General features: G+C 54.7%; 18 protein-coding genes. 6 read left to right on the top strand and 12 right to left on the bottom strand.

Translation table 11 applies throughout. The features are described 5' to 3' along the window. Window positions 1-35: 35 nt before the first annotated feature. The 3 genes from slmA to coaBC all read right to left on the bottom strand — a co-directional run bounded on the left by slmA (window position 36) and on the right by coaBC (window position 2,406). Complete coding sequence (gene slmA, locus AC6I8X_RS19785; protein ID WP_299449075.1) at window positions 36-632, bottom strand: nucleoid occlusion factor SlmA; 597 nt, start codon at window positions 630-632, stop codon at window positions 36-38. A 117-nt stretch (window positions 633-749) separates the two neighbouring features. Further along, on the bottom strand, window positions 750-1,208 hold the full coding sequence (gene dut, locus AC6I8X_RS19780; protein WP_313681761.1) for a dUTP diphosphatase: 459 nt from the start codon (window positions 1,206-1,208) through the stop codon (window positions 750-752). Continuing rightward, the gene (gene coaBC / locus AC6I8X_RS19775) at window positions 1,186-2,406 is read right to left on the bottom strand and encodes a bifunctional phosphopantothenoylcysteine decarboxylase/phosphopantothenate--cysteine ligase CoaBC (protein WP_497840334.1); all 1,221 of its coding nucleotides are present in this window, start codon (window positions 2,404-2,406) and stop codon (window positions 1,186-1,188) included. The genes dut and coaBC overlap by 23 nt, the downstream gene beginning before the upstream one ends. A gap of 194 nt (window positions 2,407-2,600) precedes the next feature. On the opposite strand from coaBC, the gene radC reads away from it, so the two are divergent. From radC to mutM, 4 genes are all read left to right on the top strand, one after another. Next, window positions 2,601-3,254, top strand: coding sequence for a RadC family protein (gene radC / locus AC6I8X_RS19770; RefSeq protein WP_497840333.1), 654 nt, complete (start codon window positions 2,601-2,603; stop codon window positions 3,252-3,254). A 244-nt stretch (window positions 3,255-3,498) separates the two neighbouring features. Next, window positions 3,499-3,735 (top strand): 50S ribosomal protein L28, encoded by a 237-nt coding sequence (rpmB, locus tag AC6I8X_RS19765; RefSeq protein ID WP_013511031.1) that lies wholly within the window; start codon window positions 3,499-3,501, stop codon window positions 3,733-3,735. 11 nt (window positions 3,736-3,746) lie between these two features. Then, window positions 3,747-3,914 (top strand): 50S ribosomal protein L33, encoded by a 168-nt coding sequence (gene rpmG, locus AC6I8X_RS19760; RefSeq protein WP_001051798.1) that lies wholly within the window; start codon window positions 3,747-3,749, stop codon window positions 3,912-3,914. Window positions 3,915-3,983: 69 nt separating this feature from the next. Beyond that, complete coding sequence (gene mutM / locus AC6I8X_RS19755) at window positions 3,984-4,793, top strand: bifunctional DNA-formamidopyrimidine glycosylase/DNA-(apurinic or apyrimidinic site) lyase (protein WP_497840332.1); 810 nt, start codon at window positions 3,984-3,986, stop codon at window positions 4,791-4,793. On the opposite strand, the gene coaD is transcribed toward mutM, so the two are convergent. From coaD to AC6I8X_RS19725, 6 genes are all read right to left on the bottom strand, one after another. Then, window positions 4,790-5,275: a pantetheine-phosphate adenylyltransferase gene (gene coaD / locus AC6I8X_RS19750; protein WP_299448554.1), complete on the bottom strand. Its 486-nt coding sequence runs from the start codon at window positions 5,273-5,275 to the stop codon at window positions 4,790-4,792. The two genes, mutM and coaD, sit on opposite strands and share 4 nt — an antisense overlap. Next, the gene (locus AC6I8X_RS19745; protein WP_313681769.1) at window positions 5,272-6,048 is read right to left on the bottom strand and encodes a glycosyltransferase family 2 protein; all 777 of its coding nucleotides are present in this window, start codon (window positions 6,046-6,048) and stop codon (window positions 5,272-5,274) included. The genes coaD and AC6I8X_RS19745 overlap by 4 nt, the downstream gene beginning before the upstream one ends. Continuing rightward, window positions 6,048-7,322 (bottom strand): lipid IV(A) 3-deoxy-D-manno-octulosonic acid transferase, encoded by a 1,275-nt coding sequence (waaA, locus tag AC6I8X_RS19740; protein ID WP_313681771.1) that lies wholly within the window; start codon window positions 7,320-7,322, stop codon window positions 6,048-6,050. The genes AC6I8X_RS19745 and waaA overlap by 1 nt, the downstream gene beginning before the upstream one ends. A gap of 92 nt (window positions 7,323-7,414) precedes the next feature. Continuing rightward, a complete protein-coding gene (locus tag AC6I8X_RS19735; protein WP_497840331.1) occupies window positions 7,415-8,548 on the bottom strand; it encodes a glycosyltransferase family 4 protein in 1,134 nt (377 codons plus the stop codon). Further along, on the bottom strand, window positions 8,541-9,617 hold the full coding sequence (gene rfaQ, locus AC6I8X_RS19730) for a putative lipopolysaccharide heptosyltransferase III (RefSeq protein WP_497840330.1): 1,077 nt from the start codon (window positions 9,615-9,617) through the stop codon (window positions 8,541-8,543). Before rfaQ ends, AC6I8X_RS19735 begins: the two co-directional genes overlap by 8 nt. A 73-nt stretch (window positions 9,618-9,690) precedes the next feature. Continuing rightward, window positions 9,691-10,680 carry a glycosyltransferase gene (locus AC6I8X_RS19725; RefSeq protein WP_313681775.1) on the bottom strand — a complete coding sequence of 330 codons (990 nt, stop codon included), beginning with the start codon at window positions 10,678-10,680 and terminating at the stop codon, window positions 9,691-9,693. Window positions 10,681-10,857: 177 nt separating this feature from the next. On the opposite strand from AC6I8X_RS19725, the gene AC6I8X_RS19720 reads away from it, so the two are divergent. Next, the gene (locus AC6I8X_RS19720; RefSeq protein WP_313681777.1) at window positions 10,858-11,877 is read left to right on the top strand and encodes a glycosyltransferase family 9 protein; all 1,020 of its coding nucleotides are present in this window, start codon (window positions 10,858-10,860) and stop codon (window positions 11,875-11,877) included. Here the strand turns inward: AC6I8X_RS19720 and AC6I8X_RS19715 are convergent. The 3 genes from AC6I8X_RS19715 to AC6I8X_RS19705 all read right to left on the bottom strand — a co-directional run bounded on the left by AC6I8X_RS19715 (window position 11,874) and on the right by AC6I8X_RS19705 (window position 15,293). Further along, window positions 11,874-12,980 (bottom strand): glycosyltransferase, encoded by a 1,107-nt coding sequence (locus AC6I8X_RS19715; protein WP_497840329.1) that lies wholly within the window; start codon window positions 12,978-12,980, stop codon window positions 11,874-11,876. The two genes, AC6I8X_RS19720 and AC6I8X_RS19715, sit on opposite strands and share 4 nt — an antisense overlap. Window positions 12,981-13,057: 77 nt before the next feature. Beyond that, window positions 13,058-14,086 carry an L-threonine 3-dehydrogenase gene (gene tdh / locus AC6I8X_RS19710; protein WP_313681781.1) on the bottom strand — a complete coding sequence of 343 codons (1,029 nt, stop codon included), beginning with the start codon at window positions 14,084-14,086 and terminating at the stop codon, window positions 13,058-13,060. Between the two features lie 10 nt (window positions 14,087-14,096). Then, on the bottom strand, window positions 14,097-15,293 hold the full coding sequence (locus AC6I8X_RS19705) for a glycine C-acetyltransferase (RefSeq protein ID WP_313681784.1): 1,197 nt from the start codon (window positions 15,291-15,293) through the stop codon (window positions 14,097-14,099). A 230-nt stretch (window positions 15,294-15,523) separates the two neighbouring features. Here AC6I8X_RS19705 and rfaD point away from each other — a divergent pair, with 230 nt between their 5' ends. Beyond that, complete coding sequence (gene rfaD / locus AC6I8X_RS19700) at window positions 15,524-16,456, top strand: ADP-glyceromanno-heptose 6-epimerase (protein ID WP_299448534.1); 933 nt, start codon at window positions 15,524-15,526, stop codon at window positions 16,454-16,456. The last annotated feature ends 16 nt before the right edge of the window (window positions 16,457-16,472 follow it).

Here is a 16,472-nt window from a genome sequence, read left to right as displayed (position 1 = left end):
GCGCGATTTATCGCGCCGTTACAATATAAACCCGGTTATACCAGTTGCGCCGCCAGCAACGGCCAGCGGATATCAAAATCCGCCGTGGGGCGATAGCGAAATTCAGAGCGAACATAGCGCGACAGCAACCCTTCGCAAAAGGCCAGTAGCTGGCTGGCAAGCAGGGTTTCATCGGTCTGGAAGCCCTCGCCATCACGCATCTTCTTCTCTTTCATCACCTGCCGCAGCTGCACTTCAATACGTTCGAACAGCTGATTGATGCGCCCCTGCAGGCGATCCTGTTCAAACATCAGCGCGTGGCCCGTCAGAATACGCGTCAGCCCTGGATTACGCTCACCAAATCCCAGAATCAGTTGCACGATTAAACGCAGGCGTGCTTCCGTTTCTTTTTCATCTTTCAGGATCAGATTGATGCGCGTAATCAGGCTGTCTTCAATAAACTCGATCAGGCTGTCAAACATACGCGTTTTGCTGGGAAAGTGACGATAAAGCGCCGCTTCAGAAACGCCTACATTCGCCGCCAGTTTCGCGGTGGTGATACGCTGGCTGCCATCGCTTGACTCCAGCATTTGCGCCAGTGCCTGCAAAATTTCTTCGCGTCGGTTCCGTTTCGCGACCTTTTTTTCTGCCATGACCTTCAAGACCCCTGAAATTCACCAAAAACAGGCAACACTCACGCTTCTGCCCGGTGTCCAGTGCACACAGAGCGGAAAAGAAAAAAGGGCAGAGGCGTGAGCGAAAAGCGCGTGTTACTGACGGCCAGAGTGACCGAAGCCGCCCGCGCCACGCACGCTGGCGTCAAAATCTTCCACCAGATTGAATTCAGCCTGAACCACGGGCACGAATACCAGCTGGGCCAGACGGTCGCCCGGCTGGAGAGTGAAGCTGTCCTGACCACGGTTCCATACCGAAACCATCAGTTGCCCCTGGTAATCTGAGTCGATCAGACCGACCAGGTTACCCAGCACGATGCCATGCTTATGGCCGAGGCCGGAGCGCGGCAGAATCACCGCGGCAAGGCTGGGATCGCCAATATGGATGGCGAGGCCGGTTGGCACCAGCACGGTGCTGCCTGGGGTGATTTCCAGCGCTTCATCCAGACAGGCGCGTAAATCCAGTCCGGCTGAACCCGAGGTTGCATAAGTTGGCAGTGGAAACTCGGTTCCCACACGCGCATCAAGAATCTTAACGTCGATTTTTTTCATCATAACGGCTGACAATCTCGTCTAATAATTGTTGGCCAAGGAGCGTCTTATCACTGAGCGGTAAGACTTTCTCTCCTTCCTGCCAAAAAAGGTGAAGAGCATTGGTGTCGCTATTGAACCCCTGGCCCGCTTTTGCCACATCGTTGGCGCAAATCAGGTCGAGATTTTTTCGTACCCGTTTTTGCCGCGCGTATTCTTCCACATTACGGGTTTCGGCGGCAAACCCGACGACATAAGGTCGCCCTGTTTTAAGTGCTGCCACACCGGCCACGATGTCGGGGTTCTTCACCAGTTGCAGCGTGACTTTATCATCGCCACCCTGTTTTTTGATTTTCTCCGCGGCAATATTTGCCGCCCGGTAGTCTGCCACGGCTGCGCTGGCAATGAAAATATGTTGTTGGCTGATTTGCGCCATCACCGCCGCTTCCATCTCCTGAGCGGTAGTGACATCAACACGTTGCACCCATGCCGGCGTCGGCAGCGTAACCGGTCCGGCCACCAGCGTCACTTTCGCGCCGCGTTTTGTCGCTGCGGCAGCAATGGCAAAACCCATTTTGCCCGAGCTGTGATTGGTGATGTAGCGCACCGGATCCAGCGCCTCACGGGTCGGGCCGGCGGTGATCATAATGTTGAGATGTTGCAGATCGTTGACGGGCGACGCCCATTCCAGCGCATGCGCCACAATGGCCAACGGGTCGAGCATGCGGCCAGGGCCGATATCGCCACAAGCCTGGCTACCGCTGTCTGGCCCCCAAATCAGTACGCCACGCGCATGCAGACGTTGCAGATTCTCCTGAGTCACGGCAGCGCGATACATTTGCTGGTTCATGGCGGGTACCACCGCGATGGGGGCCGCCGTCGCCAGACAGGTGGTGGTCACCAGATCATTAGCCATGCCTGCGGTAACGCGGGCAATCAGATCGGCGGTGGCGGGGGCCAGCACAATCAGGTCTGCCCATTTTGCCAGCTCGATATGGCCCATCGCGGCCTCGGCCGCCGGGTCGAGCAGATCGTCAAACACCGGATAACCGGACACCGCTTGCAGGCTGAGTGGCGTGATAAAGGCTTTGGCCGCCTCCGTCATCATCACACGCACATCGGCACCGCGATCGCGCAAGCGTCGCACCAATTCCGGCGCTTTATAAGCGGCGATGCCGCCACTGACACCCAGCAGAATTTTCTTTCCAGCTAATCCCGTCATTTTAATCGCCTCAACTCAAAGCAGGTTGCCGTGGCCCGGCACGACAGATGCAGCAACTTTACCACAAAATCGCCGGGTCCCCTTTTCCACTGCCTGCGGCCTTTGCGAGGCGGCTCTGAAAACGTCTTTAACGCTCTGGCTTTCATTGTGCCAGGCTCGCAGGATAGTCGCTATGCAAGGGAGAGGGGGTGAAAATGGAACTGGCACCACGAGAGAAGCTGGCGTTACATGGGGCTGAAGCATTAGATGATGAGGAACTGCTGGCGATTTTTTTGCGTACCGGTTCATGTGGCGTCAGCGTGATGCTGCTGGCGCGGCAGATGCTGAATGAATTTGGCTCTCTGTACGGCATTATGAGCGCCAGCAAAGAGGATATTGCAGGTGTTAAGGGTGTTGGTATGGCCAAGATGGCGCAGCTTCAGGCAGTGGCTGAGACGGCCAGACGTTTTTTTGCCAGCCAGCTGGCGCGTGAAAATGTGATGGATAATCCTCAGGTCACGCATCACTATCTGCAAAGTGTGCTGGCACATCAGGAACGAGAAATCTTCATGGTACTTTTTCTCGATAATCAGCACCGTGTATTGCAGGCGCAGAAAATGTTTTCCGGTTCGATAAGCAGCGTTGAAGTCCACCCTCGCGAAATCGTACGTGAAGCATTGAAACTCAACGCGGCTGCGGTGATTCTGGCGCATAATCACCCCTCCGGTTCTGCCGAACCTAGCCGGGCCGACCGTGAAATTACCGAAAGAATCACCAGAGCGTGTTCGTTGCTGAATATCCGCTTGCTTGATCATCTGGTGATCGGTCATGGCGAGTTTATCTCTTTTGCTGAGCGCGGCTGGCTGTAATTTTGAGCGCTAAACTTGAAGAAACGGTGTGTTTTTACCCGATCCAGAGGGATCTTTATTTGTTCGGGACTTGAGCACCAGCGCTGACCGGCGTATACTACGCCACCTTTGAGAATCTCGGGTTTGGCGTTTGGGCCAGCTTAGCGGGTTCACATGGAACTCGCCTGGGCGGGCTAAGGCCTGACGAGGCGGCCAAAACCTATGTTTTTAAAGCTCGAGCTGATTTGATTTTTGGAGAATAGACATGTCACGAGTCTGCCAGGTAACTGGAAAGCGTCCGGTGACCGGTAACAACCGTTCCCACGCATTGAACGCGACGAAACGCCGTTTCCTGCCGAACCTGCACTCACACCGTTTCTGGGTTGAGAGCGAGAAGCGCTTCGTTACTCTGCGTGTATCTGCTAAAGGTATGCGTGTTATTGATAAGAAGGGCATCGATACGGTTCTGGCCGAAATCCGCGCCCGTGGTGAGAAGTACTAAGGAACTGAATCATGGCTAAAGGTATTCGTGAGAAGATCAAGCTGGTTTCCTCTGCTGGTACAGGTCACTTCTATACCACCACGAAGAACAAACGTACTAAACCTGAGAAACTGGAACTGAAAAAGTTCGATCCGGTTGTACGTCAGCACGTGATCTACAAAGAAGCTAAAATTAAGTAATTTTAGTGTTCTGCGAAAAACCCGGCCTCGGCCGGGTTTTTTGTTTCTGCGGTTCGTTGAGGAGATGAGATGCCTGAATTACCAGAGGTAGAAACCAGCCGACGCGGTATCGAGCCCCACATGGTGGGCGAAACCATTCTGCATGCCGTCGTACGCAATTCCCGTCTGCGCTGGCCGGTTTCCAGTGAAATCCACGCGCTGAGCGACCAGCCGGTTCTGAGCGTGCAGCGTCGCGCGAAGTATCTGCTGCTGGAGTTGCCCACCGGCTGGATCATCATTCACCTCGGCATGTCCGGTAGCCTGCGTATGTTGCCTGGCGAAATGCCCGCAGCGAAACATGACCACGTTGATTTGGTGATGAGTAACGGCAAAGTGCTGCGCTACACCGATCCACGCCGTTTTGGTGCCTGGCTGTGGAGTAACGACTTAGCGGGCAGCAGTGTACTGGCGCATCTCGGTCCTGAACCGTTGAGCGATGATTTTGATGGCGACTATCTGTTTGAAAAATCGCGCGGCAAACGCACGGTGATTAAGCAGTGGCTGATGGATAACAAAGTCGTGGTGGGCGTCGGTAATATTTACGCCAGCGAATCGTTGTTCACTGCCGGGATCATTCCCGATCGTCTGGCCATGAGTCTGAGCAAAGAAGAAGCCATGCTGCTGGCAAATACCATTAAGGCTGTGTTGCTGCGTTCGATTGAACAGGGCGGCACCACGCTGCGTGATTTCCTGCAAACCGACGGTAAGCCCGGTTATTTTGCTCAGGAATTACAGGTATATGGTCGGGCTGGCGAGCCATGCCGTGTCTGTGGCACGCCAATCGTCAGTGGGAAGCATGGGCAACGCAGCACCTTCTGGTGCCCGCGCTGCCAGCATTAAGGCTGCGCCAGCTTGCTGAGCAGCGCCTGATGGACCACGGCAGGCAGAAATGCCTGCACATCCCCCTGGTGACGCGCCACTTCTTTGACCAGCGAAGAAGAGACAAACGAGAACCCTTCCGACGGCATCAAAAATACACTTTCGAGGGTGGGGAGCAGATGGCGATTCATCTGCGCCAGCTGTAGCTCATATTCGAAATCAGACACCGCTCGCAGACCACGTACCAGCACGTTAGCCTGCTGCGCTTTGGCAAAGTTTGCCATCAGGTCGCTGAAACCAATCACCTCAACATTACCCAGATGGGCCGTTACCTGGCGTGCCATATCAACACGCTCATCAAGGCTGAACAGCGGTTTTTTACTCGGGCTGGCAGCAATCGCGACCACGATGTGGTCAAACATCTGTGCTGCGCGCGTGACAATATCCATATGGCCGAGAGTGAAGGGATCGAAAGTGCCGGGGTAAATCGCTTTGGTGCTCATACGCGGCCTTGTGTTGAGGTGTGATGCAGCGCCCAGAGCGCCGAATATTTGTTGAAGGTGTACTGTGCGTTGACCACCGCCAGAATCCAGCCTTGTTTACCATCAAGAAAACCTGCACGCAGCAGCAGGGTTTTCAGGAAAGCGCCCAGTGTATGGCTAAAGATGGAGAACAGCCCGCACCGTTTACCACGCTGAAAACGCTCCTGCGCCCAGGCTTCGGCATAATTCAGCTGCTTACGCTGGAACGCCACCAAGTCGCGGCAGGTGAGATGCTGTAAATCACCCGGCAGGACGACCACGGGTGCGCCCTGGGTTTCCAGCGACTCATGCACCAGATTGTCGTTGTAGCTCAGATGGCGTGGATAGAGACGCATCACGCGATCCGGATACCAGCCGCTATGGCGCATAAAACGGCCAAGAAACAGGTTGCTGCGGCTCAGGCTATAAACGGTGTTTGCCGGAGGTTGTTGCAGAACCTGCTCGATAGCACTGCGCAGCGGCGCGGTGACACGCTCATCGGCATCGATCATCAGAATCATATCGCCGCTGGCTTTCGCCTGTGCGCGCTGACGTTGTTTGCCAAACCCGGCCCAGGCTTCGGCCTGATAAACCTGCGCACCGTGCTGGCGGGCGACGTCTGCGGTAGCATCATGGCTACCGGAATCCAGCACAATGATCTCATCCGCCCAGCTAACGGAGGTCAGTGCCTCCGGCAGCAATGCAGCTTCATTTTTAGCGATCATTACCACGGAGAGGCGTTGGCGTTGCGACATTAGTGGGCTCGCGGCGGTAAATGGGGTTCGAGTAACTGTAGCAGACGCTGTAATGCGCCCTGGTTTTGGTGCAGCACTTCCACCGCGTGGCGGCCATAATAACGGCGGTAGTCATCATCCTGTAGCAGGTTGGCGACCTCTTTCTCCAGCGACACAACATCAGTAACCGTAATCAGCCCCTCGGCCTGTTGCAGCCTGGCGCAGATATCTTTGAAGTTCCAGATGTGCGGACCCATCAGGACCGGAATAGCGTGAGCAGCGGGTTCGAGTGGATTATGCCCGCCACGTTCCACCAGGCTGCCGCCAACAAAGGCCAGATCGGCAATGCCGTACAACAGCATCAGTTCACCCATGGTATCGCCAATCACCACCTGGGTAGCGCTGGATGGGATTTCGCCGCTGCTGCGCAACGTAAAGCTGAAACCGCGTTTTTGCGTCAGTTCACAGGCATCTTTAAAACGTTCCGGATGACGTGGCACCAGAATCAGTAGCAAATCAGGGAACTGCGCCAGCAGACGACGATGCGCATCAAGCACAATCGCTTCTTCACCATCGTGGGTGCTGGTGGCGATCCACACCGGACGACGCGGTGCCCACTGACGACGCAGTGTCACAGCTTTGGCAGCCAGTTCTGGTGTGACGGAAATATCAAACTTCAGGCTACCGGTCACCGCGAGATGCGAGCGCTTCAACCCAAGGCTGAGAAAACGGTCACCATCTTCCTCATTCTGCGCAGCAATCAGCGTGATACTTTGCAGCAGGTCGCGCATAAAGCCACCCAGCTTCTTGTAGCCTTTGGCGGAACGTTCGGACAGGCGTGCGTTGGCAATCACCAGTGGAATCTGGCGCTGATGCAGAATACGAATAATATTCGGCCACAGCTCGGTTTCCATGATGATCACCAGCCGTGGGTTGACCGTATCAAGGAAGCGATTGATGGCACCCGGCAGATCGTACGGCAGGTAGACGTGATGCACGTCTTTACCAAATGCCGATTGTGCGCGCTCTGAACCCGTCGGGGTCATGGTGGTGACGGTGATCGGCAGGGTCGGATAACGATGACGCAGCGCACGCACCAGCGGAACGGCGGCGAGGGTTTCTCCCACCGAGACGGAATGCAGCACAATACCGTTCGGCTCGACCTTGCCACTGCAATAGCCATAGCGTTCCGCCCAGCGCTTACGATAGGCCGGGGCTTTTCGACCGCGCAGCCACAGGCGCAGCCAGATAAAAGGCTGGATCAGATAGAGCAGGGCTGTGTATAGAGTCGTCATAGTTATCGTTACGACAGGTTCGCGTCAAAAAGCATAAGAAATCAAGATGGCGGCATGTTATCAGAAACCGGGCGCCTGCTCATACCACTTCATCAAACCGGCTGTAACACTTGCTGATAAAGCGAGGTCAACGCCTGTGCCAGACGTTTCGGACCATAAGGTTCAATTCTGCGGCGTGCGGCCTCACCCAGCGCGGAATTCTGCGAAAGGGAAGGTATCGCCAGCACCGCCTCATTTAATGCCTTGATATCCAAAGCATCACAGACGAAGCCTTCCTGACCAGCCTGGATAAATTCGGCACCACCGCAGCCCGTGCTGGTAATCACCGCCAGGCCACAGGCCATCGCTTCCAGCACCACATTCGGAAAAGGATCATAGAGCGTTGGCAACAACAGCGCATCGGCGGCATGGTAAAACGGCTGCACATCCTGCTGCACACCAACAAAACGCAAACGATCGAGACAGTTCAGCTGATTCGCCAGCTGTTGATACCGCGTCAGCTGTTTGTCCTGGCCGACCACAATCAGGTAGCGATCGCTACGTGCAACCGCTTCAATCGCTGACTTTAACCCTTTGCGTTCAAAACCGGAGCCGACGTAAATCATCACAGTGGCATCCTGCGGCAGATTCAGCTGCTGGCGTGATGCGTGACGTTGCGCTTCGGTCGCGGGCTGAAAACGCTGGCTATCAATCGCGTTGTGAATGACATGAATCTTGCGGGCATCCAGCGTAAAACAACGCAAAATGTCCTGCTTCACCATCTCCGAGTTACAAATCACCGCCTTCAGCGACGGTGCATTGAACATCTCGCTTTCCGCCTGTAACACATAACGATGATAGGGGCTCAACGTGGCGCTCAGCCGCTGCCAGCCTGAGACGATGCGCGCCCGCTGCTCCAGCCAGACACGGTGTACGCCATCCCCGGCGCGAAAGATATCGCATCCGGCAATGCGCTCATGGCTCTGCACAATATCAAACTTCTCCCGCTCCCAGCAGGCTCGTGCCGCCCGGGCAAAGCCCCGCTCGCGTGAAATCCGCCCGAATTTTGCCGGATTACAAATATGCAGATGCCATGCCGGATTGGGCGTACCTTGCCAGCTGCGGGTGATGATATTCAGATCAAGTTGTTCACTGTCGAGGGCTTCCAGCGCGCGTGAGATAAAACGCTCGGCACCGCCATCCGGACGATACTTCTGACGGACAATCGCCAGGCGTAACTTAGTCATGCAAAAAGCTCCTTGCGGCGGCGACGACATCTGCAACCGGAATCGCCGACAAATAACGCTGGTCGGTTTTGGTATTGATCGAGTCAGGGTCAGGCAGGGGGCCATAATCACCGGCCCAGATGACGCGATTGTTATTACCCCAGGGACGCCAGAACTGCAATTTCGTCGGACCAAACAGCGCCAGGCAGGGCGTCTGTAGCGCCGCAGCCATATGCATTGGCGCAGAATCGACGCCAATAAACAGCCGGGCACCCGCGATTAACGCAGCCAGCTGAGGTAAAGAGAACTGGCCAGCCAGCGACACGATGTTGTCGTTCTGACACAGCGACTGAATACGTTCAATCATCGCCAGCTCTTTTTTATCCGGTGCAGCGGTTAGCACGATGGTGTGGCCGTCAGCAGCCAGCGTGTCGACCATCTGAGCGACTTTCTCATCATCCCAGCATTTGAATTCCCAGCGAGAGGTGGGCTGTACCACCACATAAGACGCGCTGACCTGATGCTGAGCCAGCATCTGCTGCACTTTTTGCTGGTCGGCGGCGCTGAAATGCATCGAGGCTGTAGCGCCTGCGGCATTGATGCCGAGCGGAGCCAGCGCCGACATATTCTGTTCTACGGTGTGTAATGTGCCGTGGTCGGCGGTGCTGACCAGCTGGTTATGGCACCAGCGCCAGAATGCATTATCGCGTTTGTTAAAGGCGAAACCGATACGTACCGGAGCGCCGGAAAAAGCGGTGATGATGGCACTGCGCCACTGATCGGCGAGATTGATCACCAGGTCATAATGACAGGTCCGTACCGCTGAAATCAGCGCCATCTCATGGCGTAACTTCTGCCATCCGCCCTCTTTTTTCCAGTTACGATCGATAATATGCAGCTGACGTATGGCGGGGTGCGCTTCCAGCATCGGGCGCGTTTCTTTGTAGAGCAGAACGTCAATGTTGGCCTGCGGATAACGCTGCCGGAGAGCATTAATCGCAGGGGTGGTCAGTAGCATATCACCATGATGGCGCAGCTTAATTAGCAGAATGTTTTGGGGTGCAAAGTGGTCTGGAATCGGGCTTGCCATACTCAAATGATCTCAGAATTCAGTGAGCTGATTGTAGGGCAAACCCCCCAGGGGTGAAAGTCAGGCGCGGCGCTTATTTCTCTCGCCAGCGATAAATACGGCTCAGCCACAACAACAGTTGATACCATTGTTTTATGCCGCGCGCATTGCGCAACATTCGTTTGTGCGTTTGGGTGGCGAAGAGGTCATGAATAATTGCCTGACGTGCACTCGCTTCTGGCTCGCGCCTGATGCTATGGCAGACGCTCAGTGCTTCATGGGTGATCTGATAATGAAACGCCGGGTAGATTCTCACCTTATGCTGGTAACGCGCATTGATCTCCTCCAGCATCCTGGCAATTTTCAGGTAGTGACGTTGATAAGCCACATTGCGTTCACCGGTACGTTTACGATTGCTGATTGAGGCATCGTGCATGTAATAGCGGTACAACACCTGGTCGGTGTAGCGCACCCGCTGAGCGTTCAGCATAAATTCGGTGGTCCAGGGAATGTCCTGATGATGCAGGCCAGGTTCAAAAGTAAGCTGTTGTTGTTCGATTATTGTGCGGCGATAGATGCCCAGCCACACCACATGCAAATAACGATGGGTGTTCAGCGCTTTGCTGAGCCACTCCGGGCCACTGAGTACCCCGGTGCTGGTCAGGCGGTCGAGCGGAATCAGCGGTTTGGTTTTCTGGCTGGTCTGAAAAAAACGTGCGGCGTTACATTGGGCAGCATCAAGATTATCCTGTTCCGCCATCTCCACTAATGTCTGATACATCGTCGGATGCATGGTGTCATCAGCATCGGGAAAGGTGACATATTTACCGCGTGCGATAGCCAGCCCGGCATTACGGGCGCGTGATACACCACCATTAGGTTGATGAACCACCCTGATATGCGGGTGCTGCTGTGCGTAAGTCTCTGCACGTTCCCCGGAACCATCAGTCGAACCATCGTTGACAATAATGATCTCCAGACCGGTCAGAGTCTGGGCCAGCAGCGATTGTATAAACGTTTCCAGCATCTCTCCGGCGTTATACATCGGGGTGATGATGGAAAGGACAGGGTTGTTTAGCGACATTGTTCTGTATTGTTTTAATGAATTATTAACGAAATCCTGACATTAATTATTACCAGGCAATTCAGAACTTTTTGCACATTAATGGTCAAAAAGAGTTGGTCCCGAGGGTTTTCAGCATTTTGCGATCATTTCAGGGCCAATTTTCCGGGCGAAAGCAAGTTAACTCTGGGCAGCAACATGAAGAATATTTTAGTTATCAGGCGTGACAACATTGGCGATATGGTGTGCACCACGCCATTGCTGGAGGGTCTGAAGCAGGCCTTTCCCGACGCTAAACTGACCCTGCTGGTGAATAAAATCGCCGAGGATGTGGTGGACCATAATCCCAACGTTGATCGGTTATTTGTGTATAAAAAGGCGAAACATCGCGGCAAAAACGAAACGACGCTGGGCGTATACTGGCAACGCGTCAAAATCATGCTCGCCTTGCGTAAAACCCGTTTCGACGCCACGATCCTGGCAAACCCGGTGCCCTGCAAATACAGCCTGCGGCTGGCTAAAATGGCCGGTGCGCACAATATTATCGGTGCTGCCCAGGCGGATGCCGTGCTGGATCATCCTTTCCAGAAACAGGACTTTCATGGCACTCACCAGGTGGAACACACCTATTCCTACCTTTCCGCGTTAACCCAGAACGCGCCTGAAGTGCCACAGGTGAACCTTTATCTTTCTGATGTGGAACGCGCACAGGCAAGCGCGCGGGTGGCGCAATTGCTGCCTGGTGCGGGCAAAACCTACGGCGTGCACATCAGCAGTCGTAGCCCGAAACGACGCTGGCCTGTCGCTGCCTACGCAACTTTTATTCGTCAGTTGCTGGAAGATGAGCAGGCGCGCGTGCTGCTGTTCTGGTCCCCGCAGGGGGCGCTGGATCCCAACGATAAAGGTGATGCGGCGCGGGCGGATGAGCTGATGCAAATGGTGGACTCCCCGCGACTGGCACGTTATGCCACGGCTTCGATTCGTGAATTGATCGCTGGGTTTGATGGTTGTGAGCAGATTTTATGCAGCGATGGCGGCCAGATGCACATCGCGGCTGGATTGCATAAAAAGCAGGTGGTGTTTTTTGGCGATACCAACGCACAAATCTGGCATCCGTGGTCGGGCGAGTATGAAATCATGCAGACCGCTTCGGGCGAATGCAGTGATATCTCACCGGAAACGGTCTGGCAGGCCTGGCAGCGCCTCGCGCTGCGTTAACGGGCGGCTAGATCGACATACTGACGGCTGATGGCCGTCACGTCGTACAGGCTGAGTGCCTGTTCATTAATTGCCGGTAAATGGTCGTAAACCTCGACCATTTTCCTGGCCAGCGCCTGAGCATCGATCGGCGTCAGCATATCCGCCATCCCCGCTTTCACCAGAATCTCTTCCGGGCCACCCGGGCAGCGCGTACTGATCACCGGTGTGCCGCAAATCAGCGATTCAACAATCACGTTGCCAAAGCCTTCGCTGTCAGAACTCATCACCATCAGACGCGCATGTTTGATGTACGGGAAAGGGTTGGACTGAAAACCGAGGAACAGTACGCGATCGGCGATATTCAGTTTCTGCGCCAGTTGTTTGGCGGCGGCAATACGTTCTTCTGTACCGGTGCCCAGCAGCACCAATTTTGCCCGGTCAGCAAGGCCTGATTGGGCAAAGGCTTCCAGCAGACGGTCCTGACGTTTTTGCGGGTGAATACGCGCTACGTTGATTAGATAGTCAGTACCTGCCAGATCGCAGGGTTCATCCGCGCGCTGGCGCAGTGCCTGTAAATCGAAGGGGTTGTTAATCACCGCGGTTTTTGCGGTGCGTACCCCCATCACATCCACCAGGTCGTCCAGCACGGCCTGGGAAACGGCGGTGATATTGCGGCCATGGTAAATGCTCGCCATCTTCTGTTTTTTGAACCAGTAATTCAGCCCCTTACGATGGCCGAGATAGGTTGATGACAACACACCATGAATGCAGAACCATAAACGTGAACGATCGATGGCCTGGCTACGCGCCACAATGCGGTCGGTTTTATGCAGGTTGGAGATGATCAGGTCATATTTGCCGTTTTGCGCTTCATCCTGGCGTAAAACATCATCCAGTTTTCTGGCGCGGCGTGACAACTCAGTCAGCTTACGCCACGGGGCCTTGCTGTGCTGGGTGATGAAGCGGTACTCGACACCTTCCGGCAGGGCATAGGCGCAGGTTTCAGCCAGCGAGTAGAGGGTGACGTGATGCCCCATTTTATGAATCGATTCGCTAAGGGTCAGCACCACTTTCTCTGCGCCGCCGCCCGGTAAACCATCAATAATCATTAAAATGCGCATGTCACATCCAGACTGAATTGCTAAGTGAAGCGCCCTTTATACCGTTTAGGAAGGCAGGGCGCTATCGCTGGTGATAATTAATCCCAGCTCAGTATCACTTTGCCTGAGTGGCCGGAACGCATCTCATCAAAGCCCTGCTGGAAGTCGTCAATAGGGAAACGATGAGTGATGATAGGCGTCAGATCGAGGCCGGATTGGATCAGTGCTGCCATTTTGTACCAGGTTTCAAACATCTCACGACCGTAGATCCCTTTGATAAACAGCCCCTTGAAAATCACCTGGTTCCAGTCAATCGCCATCTCCCCCGGCGGGATACCGAGCAGCGCGATACGGCCACCGTGGTTCATTACGTCCAGCAGACTGCGAAAGGCAGGTGGCGCGCCAGACATCTCCAGCCCGACATCAAAGCCTTCGGTCATCCCCAGTGAAGCCATCACTTCATGCAGATTCTCCTGTGCCACATTTACCGCGCGCGTCACGCCCATGTTACGCGCCAGGCCGAGGCGATATTCGTTGATGTCGGTGATCACCACATTGCGTGCGCCGACATGCTTACACACGGCGGCGGCCATGATGCCTATCGGACCCGCACCGGAAATCAGCACATCTTCGCCCACCAGATCAAACGACAGTGCGGTATGCACCGCATTGCCGAAGGGATCGAAAATGGCCGCCAGCTCGTCGGAGATGTTGTCCGGGATTTTAAAGGCATTGAAGGCCGGAATGACCAAATACTCGGCGAAGCATCCCTGACGATTAACACCCACGCCGACGGTATTGCGGCACAGATGGGTGCGTCCGGCACGGCAGTTACGGCAGTGGCCGCAGGTAATATGACCTTCGCCCGAGACGCGGTCGCCGATGGTGAAACCTTTCACCTCCTGCCCGATGGCCACCACTTCGCCAACGTATTCGTGGCCGGTGATCATCGGTACCGGGATGGTTTTCCGTGACCAGTCGTCCCAGTTGTAGATATGGATATCGGTACCGCAAATCGCGGTTTTGCGGATTTTTATCAGCAGGTCGTTATGGCCTGGTTCCGGAATCGGCGCATCGGTCACCATCCAGATGCCTTCTTCCGCTTTTAATTTCGCGAGTGCTTTCATTCCCGGCTCCTCAGGCGATCACGCCCAGCTGCTGACCAATACGGGTAAAGGCCGCTACCGCCTGCTCCAGCTGTGCCTGGGTATGGCCGGCAGAAATCTGGGTACGAATACGTGCCTGGCCTTTGGGTACGACCGGATAGAAGAAGCCAGTCACGTAAATGCCTTCGCGTTGCAACAGGCTGGCAAACTCCTGCGCCACCTTCGCATCGCCAAGCATCACCGGAATGATGGCGTGATCGGCACCCGCCAGGGTAAATCCGGCGGCGGCCATTTGTTCGCGGAAATAGCGCGCGTTTTCCCACAGACGCTGGCGCAGGCCATCGCCTTCACTCAGCATTTCCAGCACCCGCAGCGAAGCTGCCACTATCGCCGGGGCCAGTGAGTTAGAGAACAGATAAGGGCGTGAACGCTGACGCAACCACTCCACCACCTCTTTTTTCGCGGCGACATAACCGCCTGATGCACCGCCCAGTGCTTTGCCCAGGGTGCCGGTCAGAATATCGACGCGGTCCATCACGTGACAATATTCATGGGTGCCACGCCCACAGGCACCGACAAAACCGACGGCGTGTGAATCATCGACCATTACCAGCGCATCAAACTCATCTGCCAGGTCGCAAATCCCCTGCAGGTTGGCAATCACGCCATCCATTGAAAACACGCCATCGGTGGCGATCAGGATATGGCGTGCGCCTTTGTCCCGCGCTTCCTGCAGGCGTACACGTAATTCGTTCATATCATTGTTGGCATAGCGATAACGCTGCGCTTTGCACAGGCGAACGCCATCAATGATCGACGCGTGATTGAGCGCATCGGAGATGATGGCATCTTCCGCGCCGAGCAGCGTCTCAAACAGGCCACCGTTGGCATCAAAACAGGAGGAGAACAGGATGGCATCTTCCATACCGAGGAAATCGGCCAGTTTGCGTTCCAGCTGCTGGTGGATATCCTGGGTACCACAGATAAAGCGCACTGAGGCCATGCCGAAACCGTGGGAATCCATCCCTTCTTTAGCCGCCTGAATCAGCGTCGGATGGTTCGCCAGACCAAGATAGTTATTGGCGCAAAAATTGATGACCGTCTGACCCTGAGCAACGCTGATTTCCGCCTGCTGTGGCGAGGTAATGGTTCGTTCCTGTTTGAACAATCCTTCCTGGCGTGTTGTCTCAAGTTGCTGCTGGATTTGCGAATAGAATTGATCGGACATGATTCTGCTCCTCAGATAGCAAAATTTTGGCACATATTACTGATCGAAAAGCGGTTTAACGACGTTTCAGCCAATGAAATCTCCGTTTTGCAGCATAGTTCACGCTACGGGTGGGAAATATGCCGGGCTTACGGAGTCATCTGGCTGTCTGGTGCGGGCTGAAATGTTATGATGATAGATATTCGTGGGTGAAACCTCCTGTTTACCCCAACTGTTTAAAGGCAAAGCACATGATTATCGTAACGGGTGGCGCTGGCATGATTGGCAGCAACATCGTCAAGGCGTTGAACGATCGCGGTCATACCGACATTCTGGTAGTGGATAATCTGAAGGATGGCACCAAGTTCGTGAATCTGGCGGATCTGGACATCTCTGATTACATGGATAAAGAGGAATTCCTCAGCTACATCATGTCCGGTGAAGATCTGGGGCCGATCGAAGCGGTATTCCATGAAGGTGCCTGCTCGTCCACCACCGAGTGGGACGGCAAATACATGATGGATAACAACTATCAGTATTCCAAAGATCTGCTGCACTTCTGTCTCGATCGTGAAATTCCGTTCCTGTATGCCTCTTCCGCAGCCACCTACGGCGGCCGCAATGACAACTTCATCGAAGAACGTCAGTATGAGCAGCCACTGAATGTTTATGGCTACTCCAAAATGTTGTTCGACCATTATGTGCGCCAGATTCTGCCGGAAGCGGACTCACCGGTATGTGGTTTCCGTTACTTTAACGTCTACGGTCCGCGTGAAGGCCATAAAGGCAGCATGGCGAGCGTGGCTTTCCATCTCAACACGCAAATCAGCAATGGCGAAAACCCGAAGCTGTTTGAAGGCAGTGACGATTTCCGTCGCGATTTTATCCACGTTGATGACGTTGCCGCCGTGAATCTGTGGTGCTGGGAAAACGGTATCTCCGGCATTTACAACTGCGGTACCGGTCGTGCGGAATCTTTCCAGGAAGTGGCTGATGCGGTGCTGAAATTCCATCAGCAAGGCGAGATTGAATACATCCCGTTCCCGGACAAGCTGAAAGGCCGTTACCAGGCATATACCCAGGCGGATCTGACTAAACTGCGCGCTGCAGGTTATGACAAACCGTTCAAAACCGTGGCCGTTGGTGTTGCGGAATATATGGCCTGGCTGAACCGTAACGCATAAGGAAATCGGCAGCAGC

This window comes from Pantoea sp. X-Soil-TKNS-1280, assembly GCF_059730475.1.
This window is presented reverse-complemented; position numbering and strand designations above follow the sequence as displayed.

Bases quoted from the DNA above. Each gene is read 5' to 3' on its own strand.
- slmA (WP_299449075.1), bottom strand. From the start codon at position 632: ATGGCAGAAAAAAAGGTCGCGAAACGGAACCGACGCGAAGAAATTTTG.
- AC6I8X_RS19735 (WP_497840331.1), bottom strand. From the start codon at position 8,548: ATGACTAAGTTACGCCTGGCGATTGTCCGTCAGAAGTATCGTCCGGAT.
- AC6I8X_RS19720 (WP_313681777.1), top strand. From the start codon at position 10,858: ATGAAGAATATTTTAGTTATCAGGCGTGACAACATTGGCGATATGGTG.
- rpmG (WP_001051798.1), top strand. From the start codon at position 3,747: ATGGCTAAAGGTATTCGTGAGAAGATCAAGCTGGTTTCCTCTGCTGGT.
- AC6I8X_RS19705 (WP_313681784.1), bottom strand. From the start codon at position 15,293: ATGTCCGATCAATTCTATTCGCAAATCCAGCAGCAACTTGAGACAACA.
- rpmB (WP_013511031.1), top strand. From the start codon at position 3,499: ATGTCACGAGTCTGCCAGGTAACTGGAAAGCGTCCGGTGACCGGTAAC.
- rfaD (WP_299448534.1), top strand. From the start codon at position 15,524: ATGATTATCGTAACGGGTGGCGCTGGCATGATTGGCAGCAACATCGTC.
- AC6I8X_RS19725 (WP_313681775.1), bottom strand. From the start codon at position 10,680: ATGTCGCTAAACAACCCTGTCCTTTCCATCATCACCCCGATGTATAAC.
- AC6I8X_RS19745 (WP_313681769.1), bottom strand. From the start codon at position 6,048: ATGTCGCAACGCCAACGCCTCTCCGTGGTAATGATCGCTAAAAATGAA.
- coaBC (WP_497840334.1), bottom strand. From the start codon at position 2,406: ATGACGGGATTAGCTGGAAAGAAAATTCTGCTGGGTGTCAGTGGCGGC.
- waaA (WP_313681771.1), bottom strand. From the start codon at position 7,322: ATGACGACTCTATACACAGCCCTGCTCTATCTGATCCAGCCTTTTATC.
- radC (WP_497840333.1), top strand. From the start codon at position 2,601: ATGGAACTGGCACCACGAGAGAAGCTGGCGTTACATGGGGCTGAAGCA.
- AC6I8X_RS19715 (WP_497840329.1), bottom strand. From the start codon at position 12,980: ATGCGCATTTTAATGATTATTGATGGTTTACCGGGCGGCGGCGCAGAG.
- tdh (WP_313681781.1), bottom strand. From the start codon at position 14,086: ATGAAAGCACTCGCGAAATTAAAAGCGGAAGAAGGCATCTGGATGGTG.
- coaD (WP_299448554.1), bottom strand. From the start codon at position 5,275: ATGAGCACCAAAGCGATTTACCCCGGCACTTTCGATCCCTTCACTCTC.
- dut (WP_313681761.1), bottom strand. From the start codon at position 1,208: ATGATGAAAAAAATCGACGTTAAGATTCTTGATGCGCGTGTGGGAACC.
- mutM (WP_497840332.1), top strand. From the start codon at position 3,984: ATGCCTGAATTACCAGAGGTAGAAACCAGCCGACGCGGTATCGAGCCC.
- rfaQ (WP_497840330.1), bottom strand. From the start codon at position 9,617: ATGGCAAGCCCGATTCCAGACCACTTTGCACCCCAAAACATTCTGCTA.